Annotated in this window: 22 protein-coding genes; 17 read left to right on the plus strand and 5 right to left on the minus strand. The window is 75.6% G+C overall.

The annotated features are described in order from the left end of the window. The first annotated feature begins 20 nt into the window (after positions 1-20). Positions 21-2,048 carry a prolyl oligopeptidase family protein gene (locus ACF1BN_RS22270; RefSeq protein WP_392333332.1) on the plus strand — a complete coding sequence of 676 codons (2,028 nt, stop codon included), beginning with the start codon at positions 21-23 and terminating at the stop codon, positions 2,046-2,048. 9 nt (positions 2,049-2,057) lie between these two features. Here ACF1BN_RS22270 and ACF1BN_RS22275 read toward each other — a convergent pair whose 3' ends face one another. Then, a complete protein-coding gene (locus ACF1BN_RS22275; protein ID WP_392333333.1) occupies positions 2,058-3,041 on the minus strand; it encodes a LuxR family transcriptional regulator in 984 nt (327 codons plus the stop codon). Positions 3,042-3,198: 157 nt separating this feature from the next. Between ACF1BN_RS22275 and ACF1BN_RS22280 the strand changes: the two genes are divergently transcribed. Continuing rightward, a complete protein-coding gene (locus ACF1BN_RS22280; protein WP_392333334.1) occupies positions 3,199-4,611 on the plus strand; it encodes an aminopeptidase P family protein in 1,413 nt (470 codons plus the stop codon). Positions 4,612-4,708: 97 nt separating this feature from the next. Here the strand turns inward: ACF1BN_RS22280 and ACF1BN_RS22285 are convergent, their stop codons facing one another. Next, positions 4,709-5,536 (minus strand): N-formylglutamate amidohydrolase, encoded by an 828-nt coding sequence (locus ACF1BN_RS22285; protein WP_392333335.1) that lies wholly within the window; start codon positions 5,534-5,536, stop codon positions 4,709-4,711. Positions 5,537-5,768: 232 nt separating this feature from the next. Here ACF1BN_RS22285 and ACF1BN_RS22290 point away from each other — a divergent pair, with 232 nt between their 5' ends. The 11 genes from ACF1BN_RS22290 to ACF1BN_RS22340 all read left to right on the plus strand — a co-directional run bounded on the left by ACF1BN_RS22290 (position 5,769) and on the right by ACF1BN_RS22340 (position 16,105). Then, positions 5,769-7,664: a flavin monoamine oxidase family protein gene (locus ACF1BN_RS22290; protein ID WP_392333467.1), complete on the plus strand. Its 1,896-nt coding sequence runs from the start codon at positions 5,769-5,771 to the stop codon at positions 7,662-7,664. A gap of 52 nt (positions 7,665-7,716) precedes the next feature. Then, complete coding sequence (locus ACF1BN_RS22295) at positions 7,717-8,634, plus strand: glutaminase (protein WP_392333336.1); 918 nt, start codon at positions 7,717-7,719, stop codon at positions 8,632-8,634. 106 nt (positions 8,635-8,740) lie between these two features. Further along, positions 8,741-8,947 carry a cold shock domain-containing protein gene (locus ACF1BN_RS22300; RefSeq protein WP_392333337.1) on the plus strand — a complete coding sequence of 69 codons (207 nt, stop codon included), beginning with the start codon at positions 8,741-8,743 and terminating at the stop codon, positions 8,945-8,947. Positions 8,948-9,042: 95 nt separating this feature from the next. After that, positions 9,043-9,615: a GNAT family N-acetyltransferase gene (locus ACF1BN_RS22305; protein ID WP_392333338.1), complete on the plus strand. Its 573-nt coding sequence runs from the start codon at positions 9,043-9,045 to the stop codon at positions 9,613-9,615. 145 nt (positions 9,616-9,760) lie between these two features. Next, positions 9,761-11,200, plus strand: a complete 1,440-nt coding sequence (gene rox / locus ACF1BN_RS22310; protein ID WP_392333339.1) for a rifampin monooxygenase — start codon at positions 9,761-9,763, stop codon at positions 11,198-11,200. 491 nt (positions 11,201-11,691) lie between these two features. Next, a complete protein-coding gene (locus tag ACF1BN_RS22315) occupies positions 11,692-12,081 on the plus strand; it encodes an STAS domain-containing protein (RefSeq protein ID WP_392333340.1) in 390 nt (129 codons plus the stop codon). A 22-nt stretch (positions 12,082-12,103) separates the two neighbouring features. Then, positions 12,104-12,661 (plus strand): PadR family transcriptional regulator, encoded by a 558-nt coding sequence (locus ACF1BN_RS22320; protein ID WP_392333341.1) that lies wholly within the window; start codon positions 12,104-12,106, stop codon positions 12,659-12,661. 125 nt (positions 12,662-12,786) lie between these two features. After that, a complete protein-coding gene (locus ACF1BN_RS22325) occupies positions 12,787-13,962 on the plus strand; it encodes a DUF2306 domain-containing protein (RefSeq protein WP_392333342.1) in 1,176 nt (391 codons plus the stop codon). After that, positions 13,959-14,852: a hypothetical protein gene (locus tag ACF1BN_RS22330; RefSeq protein ID WP_392333343.1), complete on the plus strand. Its 894-nt coding sequence runs from the start codon at positions 13,959-13,961 to the stop codon at positions 14,850-14,852. Before ACF1BN_RS22325 ends, ACF1BN_RS22330 begins: the two co-directional genes overlap by 4 nt. A gap of 72 nt (positions 14,853-14,924) precedes the next feature. Beyond that, entirely contained in the window at positions 14,925-15,542 is a 618-nt protein-coding gene (locus ACF1BN_RS22335; protein WP_392333344.1) for an isochorismatase family protein, read from the plus strand. Continuing rightward, positions 15,539-16,105 (plus strand): GNAT family N-acetyltransferase, encoded by a 567-nt coding sequence (locus ACF1BN_RS22340; RefSeq protein ID WP_392333345.1) that lies wholly within the window; start codon positions 15,539-15,541, stop codon positions 16,103-16,105. The genes ACF1BN_RS22335 and ACF1BN_RS22340 overlap by 4 nt, the downstream gene beginning before the upstream one ends. Here ACF1BN_RS22340 and ACF1BN_RS22345 read toward each other — a convergent pair. After that, the gene (locus ACF1BN_RS22345) at positions 16,102-16,662 is read right to left on the minus strand and encodes a carboxymuconolactone decarboxylase family protein (RefSeq protein WP_392333346.1); all 561 of its coding nucleotides are present in this window, start codon (positions 16,660-16,662) and stop codon (positions 16,102-16,104) included. The two genes, ACF1BN_RS22340 and ACF1BN_RS22345, sit on opposite strands and share 4 nt — an antisense overlap. A 1,091-nt stretch (positions 16,663-17,753) precedes the next feature. Here ACF1BN_RS22345 and ACF1BN_RS22350 point away from each other — a divergent pair. Beyond that, a complete protein-coding gene (locus ACF1BN_RS22350; protein ID WP_392333347.1) occupies positions 17,754-18,227 on the plus strand; it encodes an SSI family serine proteinase inhibitor in 474 nt (157 codons plus the stop codon). A 587-nt stretch (positions 18,228-18,814) separates the two neighbouring features. Continuing rightward, positions 18,815-20,989, plus strand: coding sequence for a SpoIIE family protein phosphatase (locus ACF1BN_RS22355; protein WP_392333348.1), 2,175 nt, complete (start codon positions 18,815-18,817; stop codon positions 20,987-20,989). A gap of 22 nt (positions 20,990-21,011) precedes the next feature. Here the strand turns inward: ACF1BN_RS22355 and ACF1BN_RS22360 are convergent, their stop codons facing one another. Beyond that, positions 21,012-21,632 (minus strand): DinB family protein, encoded by a 621-nt coding sequence (locus ACF1BN_RS22360; RefSeq protein ID WP_392333349.1) that lies wholly within the window; start codon positions 21,630-21,632, stop codon positions 21,012-21,014. A 576-nt stretch (positions 21,633-22,208) separates the two neighbouring features. After that, positions 22,209-22,703, minus strand: coding sequence for an Lrp/AsnC family transcriptional regulator (locus ACF1BN_RS22365; RefSeq protein ID WP_392333350.1), 495 nt, complete (start codon positions 22,701-22,703; stop codon positions 22,209-22,211). A gap of 358 nt (positions 22,704-23,061) precedes the next feature. Here ACF1BN_RS22365 and ACF1BN_RS22370 point away from each other — a divergent pair, with 358 nt between their 5' ends. Beyond that, a complete protein-coding gene (locus ACF1BN_RS22370; RefSeq protein WP_392333351.1) occupies positions 23,062-23,619 on the plus strand; it encodes a heme-binding protein in 558 nt (185 codons plus the stop codon). Between the two features lie 340 nt (positions 23,620-23,959). After that, positions 23,960-24,667, plus strand: coding sequence for an ankyrin repeat domain-containing protein (locus ACF1BN_RS22375; protein ID WP_392333352.1), 708 nt, complete (start codon positions 23,960-23,962; stop codon positions 24,665-24,667). The last annotated feature ends 3 nt before the right edge of the window (positions 24,668-24,670 follow it).

Consider the following 24,670-nt stretch of genomic DNA (forward strand, 5'->3'; position numbering starts at 1 on the left):
CCCGGGGCGCACGGGGGACAATGGCCCGCGTGAACCAAGACGACCCGTACCTGTGGCTGGAAGACGTCGACGGCGAGGCGGCCCTCGCCTGGGTGGCCGAGCGGAACGCCGAGACGGAGGCCGAGCTCGCCGCCGGGCCCGGCTTCGACGCCTTCGCCGACCGCCTGCGCGAGGTGCTCGACGCCGTCGACCGCATCCCGTACACCACCCGCCGCGGCCCCTGGCTCTACAACTTCTGGCAGGACGCCGAGCACGTACGGGGCCTGTGGCGGCGCACCACCCTGGAGCAGTACCGCAAGGACGCCCCCGAGTGGGAGACCCTGCTCGACGTGGACGCGCTCGCCGAGGCCGAGGGCGAGAAGTGGGTGTGGGCCGGGGCCGGGGTGCGGCGTCCCGCCCACGACCGGGCACTGGTCCGCCTCTCCCGGGACGGCGGCGACGCCGTCGTGGTCCGCGAGTTCGACCTGACGTCCCTCGCCTTCGTCGAGGACGACGCCTTCACCGTGCCCGAGGCCAAGACCAGCATCGGCTGGATCGACGCCGACACCGTCTTCGTCGGCACCGACCACGGCCCCGGCTCGCTCACCGACTCCGGCTACCCCCGCACCGTCCGCCGCTGGCGGCGCGGCACCCCGCTCGCCGGGGCGCCCACCGTCTTCGAGGGCGCCGCCGCCGACGTCTCCGCCTGGGCCTGGCACGACGACACCCCCGGCTTCGAGCGCTCCTTCGTCGGCCGCTCCCTCGACTTCTTCCGCAGCGAGACCCACCTCCTCACCGAGGACGACCGGCTCGTCCGGATCGAGGTCCCGGAGGACGCCGAGGTCTACGCCCACCGGCGGCACCTGATCGTCACCCTCAAGTCGCCCTGGCTCGGCCACCCCGCCGGCGCCCTCCTCGCCTTCGGCTTCGACGCCTTCCTCGCCGGCGACCGCACCGCGGAGGCGCTCTTCACCCCCGACGAGCACACCGCCCTCGCCGGCCACTCCTGGACCCGCCACCACCTGGTCCTGGAAACCATGCGCGACGTCAGCACCCGCATCGAGGTGCTCACCCCGCGCGAGGAGGGCGGCTGGTCGCGCTCCCCCCTCGCCGACGTACCACCCCTGTCGGCGGTCGCCGTCACCGACACCGACCCGGACGTCTCCGACGAGTACTTCCTCGACGTCTCCGGCTTCCTCCAGCCCTCCACCCTCACCCGCGGCACCATCGGCGGCGACAGCGAGATCCTCCGCCAGGCCCCGGCCCGCTTCGACACCTCGGGCCTCTCCGTCGAGCAGGCCTTCGCCGTCTCCGACGACGGCACCCGCGTCCCCTACTTCGTCATCGGCCCCGACCGCGCCCAGGGCCCCGGCCCGACGCTCCTCTACGGCTACGGCGGCTTCGAGGTCTCCCTCACCCCGTCGTACGCGGCCCTCACCGGCCGCGGCTGGCTGGAGACCGGGGGCACGTACGTCATCGCCAACATCCGCGGCGGCGGCGAGTACGGCCCCGACTGGCACCAGGCCGCCCTCGGCGCCCACCGGCACCGCGCCTTCGAGGACTTCGCCGCCGTTGCCCGGGACCTCGTCGCCCGCGGTCTCACCACCCCGGCGCAGCTCGGCGCCGCCGGCGGCAGCAACGGCGGCCTGCTGATGGGCGCCATGCTCACCCGCTACCCGGAGCTGTTCGGCGCCATCGTCTGCCAGGTCCCGCTGCTCGACATGGTCCGCTTCCACAAGCTGCTCGCCGGCGCCTCCTGGATCGCCGAGTACGGCGACCCCGACGACGAGGCCGACCTGCCGCACCTGCGGGAGCTCTCCCCGTACCACCGGCTCGTCGCCGACGCCCCCTACCCGCCGGTGCTGCTCACCACCTCCACCCGCGACGACCGGGTCCACCCCGGGCACGCGCGCAAGGCGGCGGCGCGGCTGCGCGAACTGGGCCACCCGGTGCTCTTCCACGAGAACACCGGCGGCGGCCACGCGGGCGCCACGGACAACGCGCAGGCCGCCCGCAACAAGGCCCTGATGTACACCTTCCTGCGCCGGCACCTCGCCCCGGAGGCGTGAGGGAGGGGATCAGAGCCAGCCGTGCCGCTGGGCCTGGAGCGCCAGCTGGAAACGGTTGGTCGCACCCAGCCGGGCCATCAGCACCTGGATCCGGCGGAAGAGGGTGCGGCGGCTGACCCCGATCTCCCGGGCGATCACCTCGTCCGCCGCGCCCCCGGCGAGCAGCCACAGCAGCCGCCGGTCGGCCGGCGGCAGCCCGCCCGGGAGCGCGGTGCGGCCGTGCAGCGGCAGTGCGTCCCGCCAGGACTGCTCGAAGAGCGCCACCAGCGCCGAGAGCAGTCCGCAGGGCTGCACCACCAGCATCGTGTGGTGCACGTCGGCCTCCCTGATCGACAGCGAGACCAGCGCGTAGGCGTCGTCGATCAGCAGGAGCTTCACCGGCACCGAGGGCAGCACCCGGGCCTGCTCGCCCGCCGCGATCACCGGCTCGATCGACTCCTCCAGGTGCCCCGGCAGCTCCAGCGAGGCCCGCGAGTAGATCACCCGCTGGGTGACGCCCCGGGCGAGCGTCGCGAGGGCGTCCTCCGTCGAGCCGGGGATCACCAGGTACGGCGGCGAGTCCATCTGCCTGATCCGCTGCCGCGCGCTCGCCCAGGCCTGGCGCAGCCGGGGCGCGATCGCCTCCCCGGTCACCACCTCGACCGGATGGTCGTCGTACCCGGCGAGCCGCTGCCGCCGGAACGCCTCGAAGGCGCCGCCCACCGTGATCCGCGACTCGTCCAGCTCGGCGGCCCGGTGCCGGCCCAGGATCTCCAGGCCCGCCGCCGGCGGCACCGGCGCCACCGTCCCGCCGCGCTCCACCACCGGGCTCGCGAGCCCCGTGTCGACCAGCTCCCCGTACGCCTCCGCCAGCTCGGGACCGGTCAGACCGGCCGCCGCGCCGATCGCCTCCAGCGGCGCCGGAGCCCGCTCCAGGAGCGCGTGGTACACCCGCGCCGCCGGCTCGCCGAGGCCCAGGAGCCGCAGGGCCTCGCCCAGTCTCGCCTTCCTCATGACCCCCATTCTGGCCGTGACCGGCGCCGCCCGGTGTCCGATCGGTGCCACTGGCACGGACGGGCCCCACGGCCGTGCCCGGCGGTCTACGGTCCGTGACAGCCGCCGACGCACCGGCGGCCTCCCTGACACACCCCCACGCACGAAGGAGCCCGACGTGGCGAAGGGTCGCAAGAACGGCCTGTACACCGGCATCTCCGAGGAGCTGTCCGCGCTGATGCGGACCGGCTGGGCCGACACCGAGCGGCACGACCTCCAGCTCTCCGAGCAGGCGCCGTACGCCGCCGCCCGCCGTGCCGCGCTCTCCGCGCGGTTCCCCGGCGAGCGCCTCGTGATCCCCTCCGGCAACCTCAAGGTCCGCTCCAACGACGACACGTACCCCTTCCGCCCGTACTCCGGCTACGTCCACATGACCGGCGACCGGTCCCGCGACTGCGCGCTCGTGCTGGAACCCCGCGAGGACGGCGGCCACGACGCCCACTGCTACCAGCTGCCGCGCGACGGCCGGGACGACGACACCTTCTGGATCGGCTACACCGCCGAGCTCTGGATGGGGCGCCGCCTCTCCCTCGCCGAGGCCGAGACCGTCCTCGGACTGCCCTGCCGGGACGTCCGCGGGGCCGCCGCCGAGCTCGCCGCCGGTGCCGCCGTGCCCACCCGGATCGTCCGCGGCGTCGACCCCGCCCTGGAGGCGGCCGTCAGCACCGACGAGGAGCGGGACACGGACCTGGAGGACGTCCTCAGCGAGCTGCGCCTGGTCAAGGACGCCTGGGAGATCGGCGAGCTCCGCAAGGCCGTCGACTCCACGGTCCGCGGCTTCACCGACGCCATCGGCGACCTGTCCACGGCGGTCGCCACCTCCGAGCGCTGGATCGAGGGCACCTTCTTCCGCCGGGCCCGCCTGGAGGGCAACTCGGTCGGCTACGGCTCCATCTGCGCCGCCGGCGAGCACGCCACGATCATGCACTGGACGTCCAACGACGGCCCGGTCCGCCCTGGCGAGCTGCTGCTCTTCGACGCGGGTGTCGAGACGAACTCCCTCTACACCGCCGACGTCACCCGCACGCTCCCCATCAGCGGCACCTTCACCCCCGTCCAGCGGCAGGTGTACGACGCCGTGTACGAGGCCCAGCAGGCCGGCTTCGACGCGGTGAAGCCCGGCGCCCCCTACCGCGCCTTCCACGAGGCCGCCCAGCGACACCTGGCCGCCCGCCTCGTGGAGTGGGGCTTCATCGAGGGCCCGGTGGACCGCGCGTACGAGCTCGGCCTCCAGCGGCGCTTCACCATGGCGGGAACCGGCCACATGCTCGGTCTCGACGTGCACGACTGCGCCACGGCCCGCACCGAGGAGTACGTCGACGGCGTCCTCGTGCCGGGCATGGTCCTCACCGTCGAACCGGGTCTCTACTTCCAGCCCGACGACCTCACGGTGCCCGCCGAGTGGCGCGGGATCGGCGTCCGCATCGAGGACGACCTGCTGGTCACCGAGGCGGGCCACGAGAACCTGTCGGACGGTCTGCCCCGCACCTCCGCCGAGGTGGAGGAGTGGATGGCCCGCGTCGCGGGCTGAGCCCGACACTTCCCCGGCGGGCCGGAGCACGGCTCCGCCGGGGACGGCGGCGGCCACGCGCGCGCGTGCGAGGCCGCCGTCCGAGCCCCCGCCGGGCTCACGGTTCCCTCGCGGACACCCGGTCGACCAGCTCGGCCAGGGCGTCCGCGAGGGTGCCGAGCCCGGGATGTGCCGGGCCGCCCGGCTCCGCCATGTACAGGTCCCGGCGGATCTCCACCATCAGGGCGGTCACCTGCGGCTCCCGCCCGTGGTGCCGCAGCGGCACGTACGTCCCCGCGAAGGGGCTGTCGACCCCCGTCCCGCCGAACCCCGCGAACGCCTCCCGGGCCGCCTCCAGGAGCCACGCGGGCGTGTGGAAGGGGTCGGTGCCCAGGCAGACGGGCGGCCTCGGTCCGGCGCCGCGCAGCTCGTACGGCAGGGCCAGGGTCGGGTACGAGTGGACGTCGACGACCACCGCACGCCCGGTCGCGGCGAGCCGGCCGTCGACCGCCTCGGTCATCGCCCGCGCGTACGGCTCGAAGTACCGCTCGATCAGCGGCCGTCCGTCGAACCCGGCCGGCCGCAGCTCCTCGCCGTGGGTGGTCCGCGTGTACACCGCGCCCATCCCGCTCGCGAGCATCTCCTCCCGCTCGTCCGGGAACCGCTCGGGATCCACGACGAGCCGGGAGAGGCCGTTCACGAACCGCCAGGGCGCGAGCCCCGCCGACGCGGCGGCACGGGCGGCGATCTCCTCGGTGTGGGCGTCGGTGATGTGGTCGAGTTCGCGGCCGAGAGCCGCGTCGTCCAGCACGATCCCGGACCTCACCTCGGCCGGCATCTCCCGCGCGGAGTGCGGGACATGGAGGAGGACAGGGGAGTCGTCCGCCCCCGGGCGGAGCCGGAAGGGGACGGCGGGGGAGCGGGGGGCGGAGGGGGTGTCGGGCACGGCGTGCGTCTCCCTGCTGCTGGACCGGGACCTGCGCGTCAACCCGATGATCATGACACTCCGGGACCCGGGTGGTTTACGGATGATCTTCCTCGGATCGGTGATCACGACCGGCCCGCGAGCCGCGAGAGTGACGCCCGTGAACCCCCAGACCCCCCGTGACCCCCAGACCTTCCGCGCCCCCCAGAACCCCCGGAACGACCCGCACGGGACCGCTCCGGCCCGCCGCGCCGTGCTCGCCGGGACGGCCGCCCTCGCCGCCGCGTCCGCCGTCCCCGCGGCCGCCGCCGCTTCCTCCCCGGCACCCGCCGCCGCGCCCGGACGGGCCCCCGCCTCCGCCCCCTCCGCCGACTGGCAGACCTGCCTCACCGTCGCCCGGGCCGTCCTCGTCCGGGACGAGGACGACGAACCCCTCGTCCCGCGCTACCTCGACATCCTGGTGAACGGCGGTCTGCCGCGCTCGGGCCGCCGGCGCAGGAGGGTCCTCGTCGTCGGCGCGGGCCCCGCCGGACTCACCGCCGCCCACCTGCTGCGCGCCGCCGGCCACCGGGTCACCGTCGTGGAGGCCAACGCCAACCGGGTCGGCGGCCGGATCAAGACCTTCCGCACCGGCGGCCACGAGAACGCCGCGCAGCCCTTCGCGGACCCCCTCCAGTACGCCGAGGCCGGCGCCATGCGGATCCCGGGCAGCCACCCCCTGGTCACCGGGCTCGTCGCCGACCTCGGCCTCACCCTCCGCCCCTTCCACCTCGTCGACGTCGACGCCGAGGGCCGCCCCGCCTCCCGCACCTGGCTCCTCGTCAACGGCGTCCGGGTCCGCCGCGCCGACTACGCCCGCGACCCGCGCGCGGTCAACCGCTCGTTCGGTGTGCCCGCCGCGTACGAGACCGTGCCCGCCGCGCAGCTCGTCCGTGCCGCGCTCGCCCCGGTCCGCGCCGAGATCGACGGCAAGGAGGGGACCGCGCTCGTCGAGGGCTGGGCGCGGGTGATCCAGCGCTACGGCCACATGTCGATGTACCGCTTCCTCACCGACGAGGCGAAGCTCGACGAGCGGACCGTCGACCTGATCGGCACCGTCGAGAACCTCACCTCCCGGCTCCACCTCACCTTCCTCCACTCCTTCGTCAACGCCGCCCTGATCAGCCCCGACACCCGCTTCCACGAACTCCCCGGCGGCAGCGGCACCCTGGTCGACGCCCTGTACGAGCGGGTCCGCGACCTCGTGCGCCTCGACCGCAGGGCCACCCGGATCGTCCAGGACGAGGAGCGTGGCACGGTCACCGTGGAGACCGTCTCGGAGGGCCGCGGCGGCGCCCCCGTCGTCCGCGAGAGCTTCACCGCCGACGTCGCCGTCGTCACCGTCCCGTTCTCCGGACTGCGCCACATCCCGGTCAGCCCGCCGTTCTCGTACCACAAGCGCCGCGCCGTCACCGAGCTGCACTACGACGCCGCCACCAAGGTCCTCCTCGAATTCAGCCGCCGCTGGTGGGAGTTCGACGAGGACGACTGGCGGCGCGAGCTGGACTCCGTCCGCCCCGGCCTGTACGCCGACTACCGCCTCGGCCGCACCCCCACCGACGGCTCCCTGATCGGCTCCCACTCCTCGGTGCCGCGCGGCCACCTCACGCCCGCGCAGCGCGCCCACTACGCCGCCTGCCGGCCGGTGGCCCGCGACCAGCCCGAGGCGGCCGGCGTGATCGGCGGCGGCTCCGCCACCGACAACCCCAACCGCTTCGCCTACCAGCCCTCGCACCCGGTGGAGGGGAGCGAGGGCGGCGTCCTCCTCGCCTCCTACAGCTGGGCCGACGACGCCCTCAAGTGGGACTCCTTCGACGACGCCGAGCGCTACCCGCGCGCCCTGGCCGGGCTCGCGGAGCTGTACGGGCAGCGGGTGGAGGTCTTCTACACCGGCGTCGGGCGCACCCAGTCCTGGATGCGGGACCCGTACGCCTACGGCGAGGCGTCCGTGCTCCTCCCCGGCCAGCACACGGAGCTCTTCCCGCACGTCCGGGGCACCGAGGGCCGCCTCCACTTCGCCGGCTGCCACACCTCGGTCAAGCCGGCCTGGATCGAGGGCGCCCTGGAGTCGGCGGTACGGGTGGCCCTGGAGGTGCACCAGGCCGGGTGAGCCGCCGCCGGGCCGCCGCTCCGGCCGCCGGCGGGAACGGCACAATGCGATCATGATGCAGTCGTTCCTGCCCGTCCTCGAACGGGTCGCCGAGGAGATCGAGGGCCTGGCCGGCCGGGGCCGCCCGGCCGACTACATCCCGGCGCTCGCGGCCGGCGACCCCCGCAGCTTCGGGATGGCCGTGGCCGAGGTGGACGGCAGCGTGTACGGGGTGGGGGAGTGGCAGCGGCCCTTCTCCACCCAGTCCGTCACCAAGGTCTTCAGCCTCGCCCTCGCCCTCGCCAAGGAGGGCGAGGAGCTGTGGGAGCACGTGGGCCGCGAGCCCTCCGGCAACCCCTTCAACTCGCTCGTGCAGCTGGAGTACGAACAGGGCATCCCCCGCAACCCCTTCATCAACGCCGGCGCCCTCGTCGTCACCGACCGGCTCCACCGGCTCACCGGCGACGCCTCCGGCGTCCTGCGGGACTTCCTCCGCGCCGAGAGCGGCAACGACGACCTCGACTTCGACCGGGACGTGGCCGCCTCCGAGGGCGAGCACGGCGACCGCAACGCGGCCCTCGCCCACTTCATGGCCTCGTACGGCAACATCACCACGCCCGTCCCCACCCTGCTGCGCGAGTACTTCCGGCAGTGCTCGGTCGAGGCGTCCTGCGCCGACCTCGCCGTCGCCACCGGCTTCCTCGCCCGGCACGGCGTCCGTGCCGACGGCAGCCGGCTCCTCACCCGCAGCCAGGCCAAGCAGATCAACGCCGTCATGCTCACCTGCGGCACCTACGACGCCGCCGGCGACTTCGCCTACCGGGTGGGCCTGCCTGGCAAGAGCGGTGTCGGCGGCGGGATCATCGCCGTCGTGCCCGGCCGCTGCACCCTGTGCGTGTGGAGCCCCGGCCTCGACGAGCGGGGCAACTCGGTCGCCGGGGTCGCCGCCCTCGACCGCTTCACCACCATCACCGGCCTCTCCGTCTTCTGATCCGGGCCCCGCACCGTCGCCGTCCCCGCCCCGGCTGGCGGGGACGTCCCCCACGGGGTACAGATCCGATGGGGGCGCCGTGCGCGCCCGGAGCGAGGAGGTCGCCGTGGACAACCGCACCACCGGATTCGTGCAGTCCTTCAACCGCCGCGCCGGATACGGCTTCGTGCTGCCCGTCGGCTCCGAGGAACCCGTCCACTTCCGGGCGGAGGACATCGAGGGCGGTGTCCGCTCCCTCTCCGAGGGCCAGCAGATCACCTTCGTCCTCGTGCTCGGCGAGGGCCGGTTCGAGGCGCGGGAGATCCGAACCTGACGCCCGGGGCGGGCCCCCGGACGGAGCAGCCGGCCGCCGCCGTCCCCGGCACGGTGCGGTCCGCCGGACGGCGGCGCCCGTGCCAGGGTGGAGACATGACCATCGAAGTGCGTCCGGCCTCCGTCTACGAGGACGTCCGTGCCGTGATCGGCCCCAAGTCGCCCACGGCCAACGTGTGTTTCTGCCTGAGCTACCGCATCCCGTCCAAGCTCAACAACGAGCTGCGCGGTCCGGCCAGGGGCGAGCACGTCGCCGGCCTGTGCGCCGGGGAGCCTCCGCCGGGCGTCCTCGCCTACGAGGACGGCGAGCCGGCCGGCTGGGCCGCCGTGGCGCCCCGCGCGGAGACCACCTTCGCCCGGAACCGGAAGATCCCGCACGTCGACGACCTGCCGGTCTGGTCGCTCTGGTGCGTCCGGGTCCGTCCCGGCCACCGCAAGCGGGGCGTCAGCCACGCCCTGATCGCGGGGGCGGTCGACTTCGCCCGGGCGCACGGGGCGCCGGCGGTGGAGGCGTACCCGCTGGACAACGGCGACGCCCGGGTGGACATGACCATGGCGTACGCCGGGCTGCGGAAGAACTTCGAGCGGGCCGGCTTCGTGAAGGCCGCGGACACCACCTCGGTGCTCGCCGGCCACCCCCGGATCCTGATGCGTCTCGACCTGCGCTGAGGACGACGCGTCTCGACCTGCGCTGAGGACGGATCCGACGGCTCCTCGCCCTCTTCAACGTATAGCGCACGGGGGGCCTTGCGGCAAGGCCCCCCGTGTGACGCAGAATCGGCGGCTGAACAGCACAGACAGAGGGGGGAACTTCATGTTCGATGCCGATGTCCTGGTGGTCGGCGGCGGTCCGACCGGGCTCGTGCTCGCGTCCGAGCTGCGCCTGTGGGGCCTGCGGCCGCTCGTCCTGGAGAAGGCGGCCGAGCCCAGCGGGCACAGCCGCGCGCTCGGACTGCACGTCCGCAGCATCGAGGTCATGGACCAGCGCGGTCTCCTCGACCGCTTCCTCGCCCGGGGGCAGCAGTACCGGGTGGGAGGCTTCTTCGCCGGGCTCGGCACCAGCTGGCCCGAAGACCTCGACACGGCCCACTCCTACGTCCTCGGCATCCCGCAGAACGTCACCGAGGAGCTGCTCGACGAGCACGCCCGCGAGGTGGGCGTGAAGATCCGGCGCGGCCGGGAGCTCGTGGGGTTCGACCAGGACGCGGAGGGCGTGACGGCGGAGCTCGCCGACGGCACCCGGTTGCGCGCCCGCTGGCTGGTCGGCTGCGACGGCGGCCGCAGCACCGTGCGCGCCCTGACCGGGATCGGCTTCCCGGGAGTGCCCGCCCGCCACGAGACGCTGATCGCCGAGGTGCGGATCGGGGTTCCGTGGGAGGAGGTCGTGCCCGTGGTGGCCGAGGTGCGCAAGACGCAGATGCGGTACGGCGTGATGCCGCTCGGCGAGGGGCTGTTCCGCGTGATCGTGCCCGCCGCCGGACTGTCCGGCGACCGCTCCGCGCCGACGCTCGACGAACTGAGGGAACGTCTGATCGCGGTCGGAGGAACCGACTTCGGGGTGCACGAGCCCCGCTGGCTGTCCCGCTTCGGCGACGGCACCCGGCAGGCCGAGCGGTACCGCGAGGGCCGGGTGTTGCTCGCCGGCGACGCCGCGCACATCCACCCGCCGACCGGTGGCCAGGGCCTCAACCTCGGCGTGCAGGACGCCTTCAACCTCGGCTGGAAGCTCGCCGCGGAGGTGCTGGGCTGGGCCCCGCAGGGGCTGCTCGACACGTACCACTCCGAGCGGCACCCGGTCGCCGCCGCCGTGCTCGACAACACCCGCGCCCAGATGGAGCTGATGTCCGAGGAGCCGGGGGCGCGGGCGGTGCGCCGGCTGCTGGCGGAGCTGATGGAGTTCGACGAGGTCAACCGGCACCTCATCGGGAAGCTCACCGCCGTCGACCTCCGCTACGCCTACGCCGAGGACGGGGAGGACCCGCTGGTCGGGCGTCGGCTGAAGGACGTGCCGCTGAAGGAGGGACGGCTCTTCGAGGCGGCGCGGAGCGGGCGCGGCCTCCTGGTCGACCGGACCGGGACGCTCTCGGCGGAGGGCTGGGAGGACCGGGTGGTACGCGTCACCGGGGCGGACGGCGGGCCGGACGTACCGGCGGCGCTGCTGCGGCCGGACGGGCACGTCGTCTGGGTCGGCGACGACCCGGCGGAGCTGCGGGAGCGCCTGGAGCGCTGGTTCGGGGCGCCGACCCCGAGCTGACCGCCCCGCCCGCCCCCGCGCGCGGACGCGGAGGGCGGGGCCCGACGTGCGGCTCCCGGCGCGTGGATGTGGGGGCGGGGCCCGACGTGCGGCTCTCGGCGCGTGGATGTGGGGGGCGGGCCCCTTCGTGCGGCCCCCGCCGACGCGGAGGGCGGGCCCCCTCGTGCGGCCCCCGCGCCGACGCCCTCGCGCACGCGTCCCCGCGCCGGGGGCCGGTACGGCTGGTACGGCCGGACCGGCCGACAAGATCGGCGCCGTCGCCCCCGGCCGCGCCGCCCGGCGCCTGCCGCCCGCTCGTCCCCGGGCCCCGCCCCCCGGCCCCTGGACCTCCGCCGGAAGCCACGCCCCAGGTCACCCTCGCACACCCGACCGGCCAACCTTTGGCCGCACATTCACCGAATCAGGTGACTGAGGCCGAGGCGAAACGTCCCTCCCGTCCCGCGGGCGGCCACGCTCGACGTGACACTTGGACCCGCCCTGTGGAGCGTCCGATGCAGCTGATCCCCCGTCACGACCCCCACCTCGTCGTCCGCTCGGCCGGCGCCCTGACCGTCGCCGTCCTCAGCGGCGAACTGGATCTCGTCCTGGTCCGCCGCCTGCGACCCGAACTCGACGCCCTCGTCCGCGAGGCCGACGCCCTCGCCGTCGACATCCGCCCGCTCGCCTTCTGTGACGCCACCGGCCTCGGCCTGCTCGCCCGCTGTGCCCGGAGCGCCCGCGCGCGCGGGGTGCACTGGCAGCTCGTCTGCGACCAGCCGTGGATCCTCCGCCTGGTCCGCCTCACCGGCCTCGACGACCTCCTGGCCCCCGGGCCCGTCCTGTGCCCGCTGCCCGCGCCGCTGTCCTCCGGTCCTCGCGCGCGGGCCGAGCACCCGGTCTGAGGCCCCGCGATACGGTCGGCCCATGTCTGAAGTCCGGCTGACCACGTCCTCCTTCCTCGTCCTCGGCATCATCGACAAGCTGGGCGAGGCCAGCCCGTACGACGTCAAGGTCGAGGCGGCCCGGACCGTGGCGCCCTTCTGGTCCGTGCCGCACGCGCAGGTCTACGCGCAGTGCGACCGGCTCCTGAAGGCCGGACTGCTGTCGGAGGCGCGCCAGGAGGGCGGCCGCAACCGACGCCTCATGCGGCTCACCGAGGAGGGGTCGGCGGCCCTGCGGGGCTGGCTCGCCGACCCCTCCTTCGTCCCGGTCGAGGCGCGCGAGCGGGGCATCCTCAAGCTCTGGTTCGGGGCGAGCCCCGGCGTCCACGCCCCCGTCCAGTCCGAGGAGCACCGGCGCACCCTGGAGGAGTACGAGGGGCTCGCCGCGGAGGTCGGCCCGCTCCTCTCCCGGGGGCAGCGCGAGGCGCTGGAGTTCGGCATCCGGTACGAGCGGATGATGGTCGACTTCTGGCGCTGGGTCGGCGACCGCGAACCGGGGGACGGCGACACCGACGTGCCGATCAGCACTGACCCCCGGTAACAGCTCTTTGTTACCGACCGGTTGACCCCGGCTCCGACCGGCCCTACGTTCCTCCATAGTCCAGAGTGGACTATCGCAGAGGGGGGTCCGCCATGAGGCGTCCGACCAGTACCAGACGCGGAAGGGTGGCCATCGTCGCGCTGACGGCGGTCTGCCTCGCGTACGCACCGATCGCCTTCACCGAGCTCTGGCCCTACGCCCGGCCCGGATCACCCGCCCTCGGCGAGTGGGTCCTCGGCCGCGCGGTCTCGCCCGAGTTCGTCGCCGAGGCCGTCCGCGACCGGATGGGACCGTACGAGCGCAGCCTCGTGCCGCTCATCGTCCACTCCGTCCTCGGCGGCCTGCTGATGCTGCTCGGCCCCGTGCAGCTGCTCACCGCCGTCCGCCGCCGCATCCGCCTCCACCGGGCCCTCGGCATCGTCTTCGCCGCGACCGTGTACGTGTCGATGGCCGGCGCGGCGCTCTACCTCGTCCGGACGCCGCCGGAGCAGGCGTTCAGCGGCGCCGCCTTCTGGATCGTCCTCGCCGTCATCCTCGTCGGCACGGTCGGCAGCGTCACCTTCGGCATCCTCGCCGCTCTCACCGGCCACCCGGACCTCCACCAGCGCTGGCTGCTGCTCTGCTACGGCTTCCTCATGACCGCCCCGCTGCTCCGCCTCGAATGGGGCTTCCTCCCGACGCTCTACCCGGGGCTGACGATCCAGGAGATCAACCGGGTCGCGATCATGCACCTCGGCGCCCTGGTCTCCTTCGGCGCGCTGCTCGCCACCCGCGCCCTCGACCGCCGCACCTCCGTCCCCGGCCTCACCGGCAGCTGGGCGCCCGGGCCGGTCCTGGTCCTCGCCCACCTCGCGGGCGCCGCCGGCCTGGCCGCGCTCGTCCCCGCCTTCCTCGACCAGGGCGCCGAGGGCCGCCGGCTGCTCCTCGCCTACGCGCTTCCGTACGCCGTCATGTACGCCGTCCTCGCCGCCCGCGCCGCCGGAGCGCGCCGCGCCGGAAACGGCTGGGCCCGCGAGGAATGGCGCCTCCACCTCTCCGCGCTGCTCCTCGCCCCGGCCTTCTCGGCGGTCATGGTGCCCGTCCTGGAGCGGGCCATGGACCTGGACCGGGCGACCGCCCTCGTCGCCGCCGCCGGCATCGGCTGCGGCATGCTCGCCTACACCGCCGTCACCGTCGTCAGCCTCCGTGTCCTCGCGGGCCACGAGATCCTCCGCCGCCGACCGAGCCCGGAGCCCCCGCCGGCGGCCACCCCCGTACCGGAAGCCGCCGTCATCGGCCCGGCCGGGGAGGAGACCCGATGAGTACGCCCGCCGCCACCCCTGCCGTCGCCCCCGCGGCCGCCACCGCGCCCCCGCCCGGACGTGAACTCTCCGCCGCCGTGGCCGTCCTGAGCACCGTCGTCGCCGTCGTCAGCCTCGGTGTCGGCTCCCTCCTCGCCGTCGCGGGCGCCGCCGGACACTCCGTCGGGGCCTGGGCCTCGCCGGAACCGCTCAGCCCCGCCCTCATCGGCGCGGCCATGGCCGGCGTCGCGCCCGCGCTGTTCACCCTGCGCCGGGCCGCGACCTGGGAGGAGGTGCGGAGCCTCTACCTGCCGCTGGTCGTCGTCATGGTCGGCCTGCTCGCCGTCACCCTGCTCAACGCGGGCTCCCTCCGCGTCGCCGAGGGCGGTCCGCTCTTCCTGGTGCTCTTCAGCCTCGGCTGGGTGCCGGTGGTGGCCGTCCTCGCGCTCGCCGCCGTCGGCTGCCTCGCCGCCCAGTACCGCAAGCCGCCCGGCGAGCCCTCCCGCACCCCGCTCGCCCCCGTCCCCGGCTGGTCCAAACCGCTGCTGGCCGTCCTCGGATCCGGATGGCTCGGCATCGGCGCGGGACTTCTCCTCCTCCCGGGCTTCTGGAGCGCCTTCGTACCGTGGACGGTGAACCGCGCCGACGCCCAAGGCCTCGGGGTGTGGGCGCTCTCGCTCGGCGTCGGCGTCCTCACCTCGCTCGCCGAGGACGACCTGGCCCGCAGCCGCCCCGCCGTCCGCGCCGTGCCGCTCGTCGCCGTCGTCTGCGGGGTCGTGCTCGCCGTCCGCGCCCCCGCCGTCGACTGGACCTCGGGCGGGGCCGTCTCCCTCCTCGCCCTGCTCGCCGGGCTGCTGGTGACCGGCGTGACCGGACAGCTGCTGCTGGGACGGGCCGACCGGCAGGCCTGAGGACCCGCGGGCTCCGCGCCCGGTGATCGAAACCCCCTGGAGGGGCGGGGGCGGAAGCGTGATGATGGCCGGATGACCGCTCAGACCCTTCCGCCCGTGGACACGCTCATCGTCGTCGACGTCCAGTCCGCCTTCGTCACCGGCGACGGCGCCGTGCCCGACGCGGCCCGGCTCGTCGACCGCACCGCGGGGCTGCTCGCCCGCGCCCGTGCCGCCGGCGCGCTCGTCGTCCACCTCCAGAACGACGGGCCGCCCGGCGCGGAGGACGAACCCCACACCCCCGGATGGGAGTTGCACCACCCGGTCGTCCCCGGCCCCGCCGAGGCCGTCGTCCGCAAGCCGTACGACGACGGCTTCCGGGAGACCGGGCTCGGCGGGCTGCTGACCGGGCACGGCTCCCGGGCCGTCGCCGTCTGCGGGGTGATGTCGGAGATGTGCGTCCAGGCGACCGCCCGCACGGCACTCGACCGGGGCTACCGCGTCGTCGTCCCGTACGACGCCCACGCCACCCAGGACTGCCCGGCCGTCCCCGGTGTCGCCGACACCGTCCCCGCGGCGGTCGTCTCCCGGGTCGCCGCCTACGCCCTCGGCTCCGACGCGGAGGTCACCGCCCCCGCCGCCGCCGTCTCCTTCACCGCCCCGGCCGGCCCGCGCGGCCCGGCGGACGCCGTGCGAGGAGCGACCGCGTGACCGCACCGCGCCACCGGCCGGCCGGAGAGGCCGACCTCGCCACCCTCGTACGTCTCCGCGACGACGCCGCGCGCTGGATGCTGTCCCGGGGCATCACCGGCCAGTGGAGCCCCGGCGAGCTGGGCGAGGACCACTTCCGCCGGATCATGGACCACGGCGAGGTCTGGATCGCCGAGCTCGCCGAGAGCGCCGGCGGCCCCGGGAGTACCGGCCGCGTGGTCGGCGCCTGGGAGCTGTGGTGGGACGACGAGGCGGCCTGGGGTCCGCAGCCGCCCGTCGCCGGCTACGTCCACCGGCTCATGGTCGACCGGGGCGCGGCGCCCGGAACCGGACGGCTGCTGCTGGCCGCCGCCGAGCACCGCGCCACCGAGGCGGGCCGCACGCGCCTGCGCCTCGACTGCCTGAGCACCAACACCGCGCTCACCGCCTACTACGAGCGCGCCGGCTACCGCGCGGTCGGGCGCAAGGACGGCAAGCCGCAGCCGGGCGGCCCGCCGAAGTCCTTCACCCTGATGGAGAAGGTGCTGGTGGAGAGCGAGTCGCCGAGCCTCGCGCCGGTCTAGGAGTCCTCGTCGCCCTCCTCGGCGGCGGGCTGGATGCCGGCGAGGAGGTTGAAGGCACCGGTGAGCAGGTTGAGGCTGACGACGCCGACGACCTCGGCGATGACCCGGTCGCTCCACCCGTGGGCCCGCACCTCGGCGACGTCCGCGTCACCGAGGCCGCCCGGTTCGGCGAGGACCTTCAGGGCGAGGGCGATGAGGGCGGCCTCGCGCGGGTCGATGGACGTCCCCTGCCGGGCCAGGGCGATGTCCGACCCGCTCAGCCCCGCCGCCCGCCCCGCGGCCGCGTGCGCCTCGCGGCAGGTGCCGCAGCCGATCCACTCCTGGACGGCCAGCGACAGCTTCTCGCTCAGCGCGCGCGGGATCTTCACCCGTTTCATCGCGCGCGACAGGCTCAGATAACCCTCGATCACGGCGGGCGAGTTGGCCATCGTGGAGACCATCTCGCCCGCCGAGCCGTGCCGTTCGACGATGTCCGCGAGCAGCTCGCGGGCCCGGCCCTGGGCCTGGTCGGGGGTGAGCGCCGGCAGGCGGCGGGCGGTGGCACCGGTCGTGGTCATGAAATCCTCCTCGTCATACCCATGGGGGGTATAACGGGGGGAGGGTGGAGATCGTTCCCGTACCTGGCGCCGACCCCGTGTACGGCCAGTCCCGGCTCCCGTACGTGACGAGTCCTGGCCACCGGCGGACTCCGCGTATGGGTCTGTCCGCGCCCTTGTACGTGGCGAGTCCTGGCTGCCGGCGGTCCCTGTGCAGGGGCCGGGCCGCGTCTTGGTGCGTGGCGGGTCCTCGCCGAAGGCGGCGCCCGTGTACGGGCCGGCCCCCGTCTTTGCGCGTGGCGAGCCATCGCCACCGGGGTCCCGCGCGCGGTCATGGCCCGCCTCTGTGGTGGCGAGTCCTCGCCGCCGGCGGTCTCCGTGCCCGGGTCGGTCCTCGCCTTTGTACGTGGCGAGTCCTCGCCGCCGGCGGTCCCCGTGCACGGGTCGATCCCTGCTTTTGTACGTGGCGAGTCCTGGCCACCGGCGGCCTCCGCGCGCGGGCCGACCCCGCCCCCGTACGTGGCGAATCCTCGTCACCGGCGGCCTCGGCGCCCGGGCCTTTCCCCGCCCTTGTGCGCGGCGGGTGCCCGCCCTCATCGGCCCCGCGCCCGGGGCCGCCCCTCGGCCTGGTGCGCGGTGGGTGGTGGCGATGGCCACCAGTGGTCCCGCGCACCGGGTCGACCCTCGGCCCCACGCGCGGTGAGTGGTCACCATCAGTGACCCTGCGCATGAGCCGAGCCCCGCCGTCGTGCGGGGCGGGTGTTCCCCGCGCGCGGGCCGAGGCCCGCCCCCCCCCCCGTGCACGGCGGGTGCCCGCCATGAGCGGCCCCGCGCGCGGGCCGAGCCCCGCCCCCCCCCCGTGCGCGGCGGGTGCCCGCCATGGGCGGCCCCGCGCATCGCGTCGGCCCCGCCCCGTGTGCCGCGGGTGCCCGCCACCGATAGCCCCGCGCACCGGCCGGGCTTCCGTCCGCGCGAGACGAGTCCTCTCGCCCTCCGTGGCACCGCGCATCGCCCGAGCCCGCCCCCATCGCCGCCGTTCAGGGCCCCCGTCCACGCCCCGGCCGTCGGACTCTCCGGCGGTGACCTCCGATGCCCCGGGTCGTTGGCCGGGCATGAACGCGCACCTCCCGGCCGCGCTGCTGGCCGCCCCGTTCCTCGCCGCGCCCGTGGTCGGAGCGGTCCCGCCCGGCGCCACCGACGCCCCCACTGCCCCAGCCCCAGCCCCAGCCCCAGCATCAGCCTCCGCCTTCGCCACCGCCCTCCGACTCACCGTCTCCGGCCCCGCCCCCGCGACCACGGCGCCTTCGCCCGACGCCACCGTTCCCTCCGCTCCCGCAGCCCGTTCCGTCACCCTCCGGTGCGACCCGGCCGGCGGCGACCACCCTCGCGTCGAGGCCGCCTGCGCCGACCTCGACGCGAGCCAGGGGCGCGTCGAGCGCGCCTCCGACACCGCCTGCGTCCTTCTCTACGACCCCGTCGAGGTTCACGCCGAAGGCGTGTGGCGCGGCAGGCCGGTCTCCTTCACCCGCCAGTACGGCAACACCTGTGAGCTGAACGCCCGCACCGGCGCCGTCTTCGCCTTCTGACCCCACCCGGGCCCCACCCCCAGCCGGGCCCGCCCCCATCGGTCCGCGCCACCTGGGCCTCGCGCCCACCTCGGCCCCGCCCTCACCGGCCCCGCCCCACCCGGGCCAGCCCCCACCCGGCCTCGTCCCCACCGGTCCGCGCCACCGGTACCTCGCGACGGCCTCGGCCTCGCCCTCACCCGCGCCCGCCCCCATCGGGCAAGCCTTCACCGGGGCCTCGCCCCCACCCGGCCCCGCCCCCTCGGCACCCGTCCCTCATGGCCCCGTGTCCCGCTCCCGGCCCAGTTCCACCCTCCGGCCCAGTCCCACGCTCCGGCCCAGTTCGCCCCTCGGGCCTTGGCCCTCCCCGGGTCTTGGCCCGCCCCCCGGGCCTTGGCCCGCCCCCCGGGCCTTGGCCCGCCCCCCGGGCCTTGGCCCGCCCCCGGCCCCGGCCCCCGCCCCCCCCGCCCCACCACCCCACCACCCCAGGCTGGGGCCAGTGGTGCGCAGCCGAACGGATGCGCCGCGCAAGCCCGCCGAAGGCACCTCGGCTAGGGTGATTCGATAGGGATTGCCCCCCGGGGCCAAGCCGATGCGTAGGTCGATGCGTGGACGCTCATCAGTCGTCGCCGAGCAGTGCTCCGCAGCCGCCGCGAGCGGCCGTGGGGGACGCGGGCGTGCTCCGGGAACTGCTGCCGATCGCGCTGTGGCGCGAGGACGCCGAGGGCCGCATCGTCGAGTGGTCGCTCGCCGCCCAGGACCTCCTCGGCCACCGGCCCGAGCACGTGCTCGGCCTGCCCGCCGCCCCTCTCCTCGTCCCGGACGCCAACCGGGAGCTCGCCGAGGGGCTCACCCGCCGCGTCCAGGCCGGCGAGACGATGGTCGGCACGCTGCCGGTCCGCCACCGCGACGGGCACACGGTCCCGATGGAGATGTGGATCGTGCCCGCGGCCGACCCCACCGGCCGGCCCGGCGCCATGCTGATCGCGGTGGAGACCTCCGAGGTCCTGCGGATGCGGGAGAACCTCGCCGCCATGGAGAGCCTCTTCACCCAGTCGCCGATAGGGCTCGCCCTGCTCGGCCCCGACCTGCGCTTCCTGCGGGTCAACGACGCCCTGGCCCGGATGAACGGCGTCACCGCCGCCGAACACGTGGGCCGCCGCCTCACCGAGGTGGTGCCCGGCGTCAACGCCGCCGCGCTGGAATCGCTGATGCGGCAGGTCCTCGCCTCCCGTACGCCCGTCATCGACGCCCGGCGGGTCGGCCGCACCCCCGCCGACCCCGACCGCGACCACATCTGGTCCTGCTCCTACGCGCCGCTCGTCGAGCGGGCCGGCCGCCCGGCGCCGGCGGCCTCGGGCACCAGCGCCCGCCGCCCCCGCCCCGGCGACCACACCCCCGGCGTCCACCACGCCGACGGCGCCGCCGATCCCACGGGCCGGGCCGGACGCCCCCTCGGGCTCATCGCCTCCCTCGTCGACATCACCGAGAGCCAGGAGGCGCACATCGAGGTCGAGCGGGCCCGCCACCGCTTCGCCCTGCTCTCCGAGGCCGGCGCGCGCATCGGCACCACCCTCGACCTGCGGCAGACCGCCGAGGAGGTCGTCCGCTTCCTCGTGCCGCAGCTGTGCGACTCCGCCGACGTGCAGATGCTGGAATCCGTCCTGGAGCCCGACGACCCGGCCGCCTCCTCACGCGGCGTGCTGCGCCGCATCGCCGCCGTCTTCCCCGAACCGCTGCCGCCGAGCCCGCTCCTGGCGCCCGGCCAGACCTTCCAGCTGCCCGCCGACTCCGCGTACGAGCGGCTCGTCCTCGACGGCCGGCCCACCTTCCTCAGCGCCGCCGACATCCCGGTCCTTTTCCCCGGGAAGGTCGCCGCGTCGCTGCGCGACTACCTGTCGACCGGCTTCGGGTCCGCCCGTACCGTCCCGCTCGTCGCCCGGGGCCAGGTCCTCGGCGCCGTCACCGTCACCCGGCTCAAGAACCGTGAACCCTTCGACGACCAGGACGCGGTGCTCATCGACGAGGTCGTCGCCCGGGCCGCGCTCAACATCGACAACGCCCGGCTCTACACCACCCAGCGGGCCGCCGCCCTCGCCCTCCAGCGCAGCCTCACCAACAGCGCCCTGCCCGCCGTCACGGGCCTCGAACTCACCGGTCGCTACCTCCCCGCGAGCGCCCACGACGTCGGCGGGGACTGGTTCGACGTGATCGCGCTGCCCGAGGGACGCACCGGCCTCGTCATCGGCGACGTGATGGGCCACGGCATCCACGCCGCAGCCGTCATGGGCCAGCTCCGCACCGCCGTGCGGACCCTGGCGCGCCACGACATCCCGCCCATCGAGATGCTCCGCTCCCTCGACGCCGTCGTCGCCGACCTGGGCGAGGACACGATGGCGACCTGCCTGTACGCGGTGCACTCCCCGGCCACCGGTCTCTGGACGATCGCCCGCGCCGGCCACCCGCCGCCCGCCGTGGTCACCCCCGACGGGTCGGTCTCCTTCCTCCAGGGACCGCCCGGGACACCGCTGGGCACCGGAGCGCACGACTTCGGCACCGAGGAGTTCCCGCTGCCTCCCGGGGGCCTGCTCACGCTCTACACCGACGGCCTGATCGAGGCCAGGGACCGGGACCTCGACGAGGGCATGCGCCAGCTCGGCCGCGCCCTCGGCCGGGCCGACGGCCCGCTGGAGGAGATCTGCGACGCCGTCCTCGGCCGACTGCTCGGCGGCCCGGCGCAGGACGACGTGGCGCTGGTCCTCGCCCGGACCACGACCGACTGACGAGCCTCCCGAGGGCCCGCCGTCACCGGCTCCGGACCCGGTACAGGTCGCGCAGGAGGGCGATCTCGGCGCCGTGGTGCAGGAGTTCCTGGTTGACCCACCAGACGATCTCCAGGAAGGGCTCCTCCGCGTCGCTGCCGTGCGGGTAGGTGCAGTGCCCGACGGTGTCGAGCTCCTCGTCGCCCACCGAGAGCAGCGCCGTGCGCCACGCTTCGGCGGCCGTGTCGAAGGCGGCGATCGCACCGGCGGCGTCCCCGGCCGCCCGGTGGTCGTCACGGGTCAGGGACCGGGTGCCGTTCGTGTGGTCGGCGCGGAGCGCCAGCAGCTCGCTCAGATGCGCCAGCCGCCAGGCGAGGGTGGTGAAGGGCGGCGGCACGGGATGCGGGTACGGGGAGGACTCCCGGCCCCACGCGCCTGCGCCGGTCAGCAGCTCGGCGGCGGGACCGGGACCGTCGGCCGTCCGCCGGAGCGACCAGCAGCCGGGCACCGGCTCCCACAGGTACTCGTCGTCCGTCATCGGGCCCACCGGCACGTCCGTGCCGTTGCCGCTGTCCACCACCGGCCCTGACAGACGGTCCGTCAGCCGCTGCCGCGCGAAGTCGAACTGGGCGAGGAGGGGGACGAGTCGGGCGGGGATCGCCATGGCGCGGCTCCGGAGGGACGGGGAAAGGTCGCCCGTACCCTGCCATGCCCCCACCCGTCCCCGCACCCGAGTTACCGCCCGCAGCCCGCGCCCGCGCCCGCGCCCTCGTCCAAGACCGCCCCCGCGCCGTCCGCGCCTGCCCTCGCGCCCGCGCCCGAGTCACCGGCGCGCGAAAAGCCCGCCCTGCGACCCAGTCACCGGCAGGGCCTTCCGCTCGCTCCTCCCACCCGAGTCCCCGGCCGGGCCCGCCGCCAGCCGCCGGCCGTCCTACCCGGGCCACCGGCCCGCAGTCCGCCCTCACCCCAGTCCCCGGCCGCGCCCGCCGCCTGCCGTCCCACCCGAGTCACTGGCCCGCAGCCCGCCCCCACTCAGCCCCGGACGCGCCCGCCGCCCGCCGTCACACCCGGGCCACCCGCCCGACCCCCGCCCGCCCCCGCAACCTGGGCACCGGCCCGTCCGCTGCTCGTCCTCGCCCCGAGCCGCAGGCCCCGGCCGCCGCTTGCCCGCACCCGAAGCCCCGGCTGCCGCCCGCCCCCACGCGAAGCGCCGGTCGCCGCCGCCCGCCCCCCACCCACGTCACCGGCTCCTCGGCCGCCGCTCGGTGCCGCCCCGGCCCATCGACTCCACCAGCGGCAGCATCCGGTGGGGGACCCGCTCGCGCAGCGCGATCTCGGTACGGGTACGGACCACGCCCGGCAGCTGGATCAGCCGCTGGATGACGTCCTCCAGGTGGCCCGCGTCCCGGGCCACCACCCTGGTCAGGAGATCGCCCCCGCCGGTGATGGAGAACGCCTCGACGATCTCCGGCACGGAGGCGAGCGCGTCGCCGACCTCGTCCAGATGCCCCTGGGTGACCTCCACGTGTACGAAGGCCAGCACCGGATGCCCGAGCGCGGCGGGGGAGAGGACCGGGCCGGTGGCCGTGATCACGCCGTCCCGTTCGAGCCGGTCGATGCGCGCCTGCACGGTGCCCCGGGCGACGCCCAGGATCCGCGCGTACTCCCGCACGCTGGTGCGCGGCTGCTCGATCAGGAGCCGCAGGATGCGGGTGTCGAGTTCGTCCACCGCCATGACGTGCCGGCCTCCCCGTGCCCCGCCGGGTCGGCCCCGGCGCGATGGTCCGCCCGGCGGGCGGATCCGCCGGGACGGTCCCGACTGTAACCGGCGCGGAGGCGGCCGTTCCGGAGGGGCGCGTACGGCTCCCTCCCCGTGCGCCTACCCCGTCCCCGGCCGCCTCGGGGTCGTCCGATCGGCTGACCCCGCGGTCCGCCGGGCGGGGCCGGACGACCATCCGCCGGGGCGACCGTACGGGCCCGGGACCGCGCCCAGGATGGAGTGCAGAGCGGGACGGCGACACGGCCTCCCGGTCGTACGGGCCGGTCTCCACCGGCCCGATCCCGCCCCGTAGCAGTCCGAGGAGTGACCGACCATGAAGCAGATCTCGAAGCGTGCCCGTGTCCTGACCGGTGGCGCGGCCCTGGTCGCCCTGGGCGCCGGCGCCTTCGGCGCGGTCTCCGCCAACGCCGCCACCCCGGCCGCCGCTCCCGCCGCCGTCGCCAAGGCCGACGCGAAGAAGAAGAACACCACCACGAGCACCCACCTGACGATCGACGCCGCGACCAAGGCCGCGCAGGCCGCGCTCGACGCCGCCGAGAAGGAGAACCAGCGCGTCTCCGTCGCCGTCGTGGACCGCGACGGCAACACCCTCGTCACCCTCCGCGGCGAGGGCGCGGGCCCGCAGTCCTACGAGTCCGCCGAGAAGAAGGCGTACACCGCCGTCTCCTGGAACGCCCCGACCACCGAGCTGGTCAAGCGCCTGGAGCAGGCCCCCAACCTCAAGGACATCCCGGGCACCCTCTTCCTCGGCGGCGGCGCCCCCGTCACCGCGAAGAACGCCCCCGTCGCCGGCATCGGTGTCGCCGGCGCCCCCTCCGGCGACCTCGACCAGAAGTTCGCCCAGGCCGGCGTCGACGCCCTCGCCAAGTAGGCCGGCGCCCGGGGCTCCCGACCCCGACGGCGTCCGGGCACGCCCGCCCGGCCGCCGTCGGCCCCGCACGCCGTCCCGCACCCGCCACCCGCCCGGCCGTCACCGGCCGGTACCCCGTCGGCCACCGGCCCGTACCCCGCACCCGGCCGCTACCGGCCCCGTACCCGACGGCGCATGCGCCCGCGCCGTCGGCCCGCACGCCGTCCCGGACCCGCCACCGGCCCCGTACCCAGCCGCCACCGGACCCGCACGCCACTCGCCCCCGCCTCCGACCCCGCCCCCGAGACCCCTCCCCCCAGACCCCGCCCCCCAGCCCCCGCCCCGGCCCGAGGAGACCGTCGTGACCGCTGTGACCGCTGTGACCGCCGTGACCGCCACACCCGACCGCCGGCTCCTCGCCGCCGCCCGCCGGGGCGATGCCGTCGGCGTCCGCGCCGCGCTCGCCGACGGTGCCAGGACCGAGACCCGCGACGAGGAGCTGCGCTCCCCGCTGCTGCTCGCCGTGGCCGGCGACCACGTCGAGTCCGCCCGCGCGCTGGTCGTCGCGGGCGCCGACGTCAACGCGCTGGACGCCCGGCACGACACCCCCTGGCTGGCGACCGGCGCCACCGGCAGCGTCGCCATGCTGCGGGTGCTGCTCGGCGGTGACCCCGCCCCCGACCTCCGGCTGACGAACCGTTTCGGCGGCACCAGCCTCGTCCCCGCCGCCGAACGCGGTCACGTGTCCTACGTCCGCGCCGTGCTGCGCGAGACCCCGATCGACGTCGACCACGTCGACGACCTGGGCTGGACCGCGCTCCTGGCGGCGGTCATCCTCGGCGACGGAGGTCCGGCCCACCAGAAGGTCGTCGCGCTGCTGCTCGCCGCCGGCGCCGATCCCGGGCTGGCCGACGCGCACGGCACCACCGCCCGGGAGCACGCCGAGCGGCGCGGCCACACCGCGCTCGCCGACCTGCTGCGGCACCCCCGGGCCGTACCGGCCGCTCGCGCCGCCCTCGCCCGGCCCGGCGCCGACCTGGTCCACTGGCTCGCACCCGGACCGGTGTGACGC

The sequence above is a fragment of the Streptomyces sp. NPDC014861 genome (assembly GCF_043081625.1).
GTDB lineage: Bacteria > Actinomycetota > Actinomycetes > Streptomycetales > Streptomycetaceae > Streptomyces.

Coding starts and splice junctions, on each gene's coding strand:
- ACF1BN_RS22335 (WP_392333344.1), top strand. CDS start 14,925: ATGACCGCTCAGACCCTTCCGCCCGTGGACACGCTCATCGTCGTCGAC.
- ACF1BN_RS22345 (WP_392333346.1), bottom strand. CDS start 16,662: ATGACCACGACCGGTGCCACCGCCCGCCGCCTGCCGGCGCTCACCCCC.
- ACF1BN_RS22365 (WP_392333350.1), bottom strand. CDS start 22,703: ATGGCGGTGGACGAACTCGACACCCGCATCCTGCGGCTCCTGATCGAG.
- rox (WP_392333339.1), top strand. CDS start 9,761: ATGTTCGATGCCGATGTCCTGGTGGTCGGCGGCGGTCCGACCGGGCTC.
- ACF1BN_RS22275 (WP_392333333.1), bottom strand. CDS start 3,041: ATGAGGAAGGCGAGACTGGGCGAGGCCCTGCGGCTCCTGGGCCTCGGC.
- ACF1BN_RS22370 (WP_392333351.1), top strand. CDS start 23,062: ATGAAGCAGATCTCGAAGCGTGCCCGTGTCCTGACCGGTGGCGCGGCC.
- ACF1BN_RS22305 (WP_392333338.1), top strand. CDS start 9,043: ATGACCATCGAAGTGCGTCCGGCCTCCGTCTACGAGGACGTCCGTGCC.
- ACF1BN_RS22270 (WP_392333332.1), top strand. CDS start 21: ATGGCCCGCGTGAACCAAGACGACCCGTACCTGTGGCTGGAAGACGTC.
- ACF1BN_RS22320 (WP_392333341.1), top strand. CDS start 12,104: ATGTCTGAAGTCCGGCTGACCACGTCCTCCTTCCTCGTCCTCGGCATC.
- ACF1BN_RS22295 (WP_392333336.1), top strand. CDS start 7,717: ATGATGCAGTCGTTCCTGCCCGTCCTCGAACGGGTCGCCGAGGAGATC.
- ACF1BN_RS22315 (WP_392333340.1), top strand. CDS start 11,692: ATGCAGCTGATCCCCCGTCACGACCCCCACCTCGTCGTCCGCTCGGCC.
- ACF1BN_RS22330 (WP_392333343.1), top strand. CDS start 13,959: ATGAGTACGCCCGCCGCCACCCCTGCCGTCGCCCCCGCGGCCGCCACC.
- ACF1BN_RS22360 (WP_392333349.1), bottom strand. CDS start 21,632: ATGGCGATCCCCGCCCGACTCGTCCCCCTCCTCGCCCAGTTCGACTTC.
- ACF1BN_RS22350 (WP_392333347.1), top strand. CDS start 17,754: ATGAACGCGCACCTCCCGGCCGCGCTGCTGGCCGCCCCGTTCCTCGCC.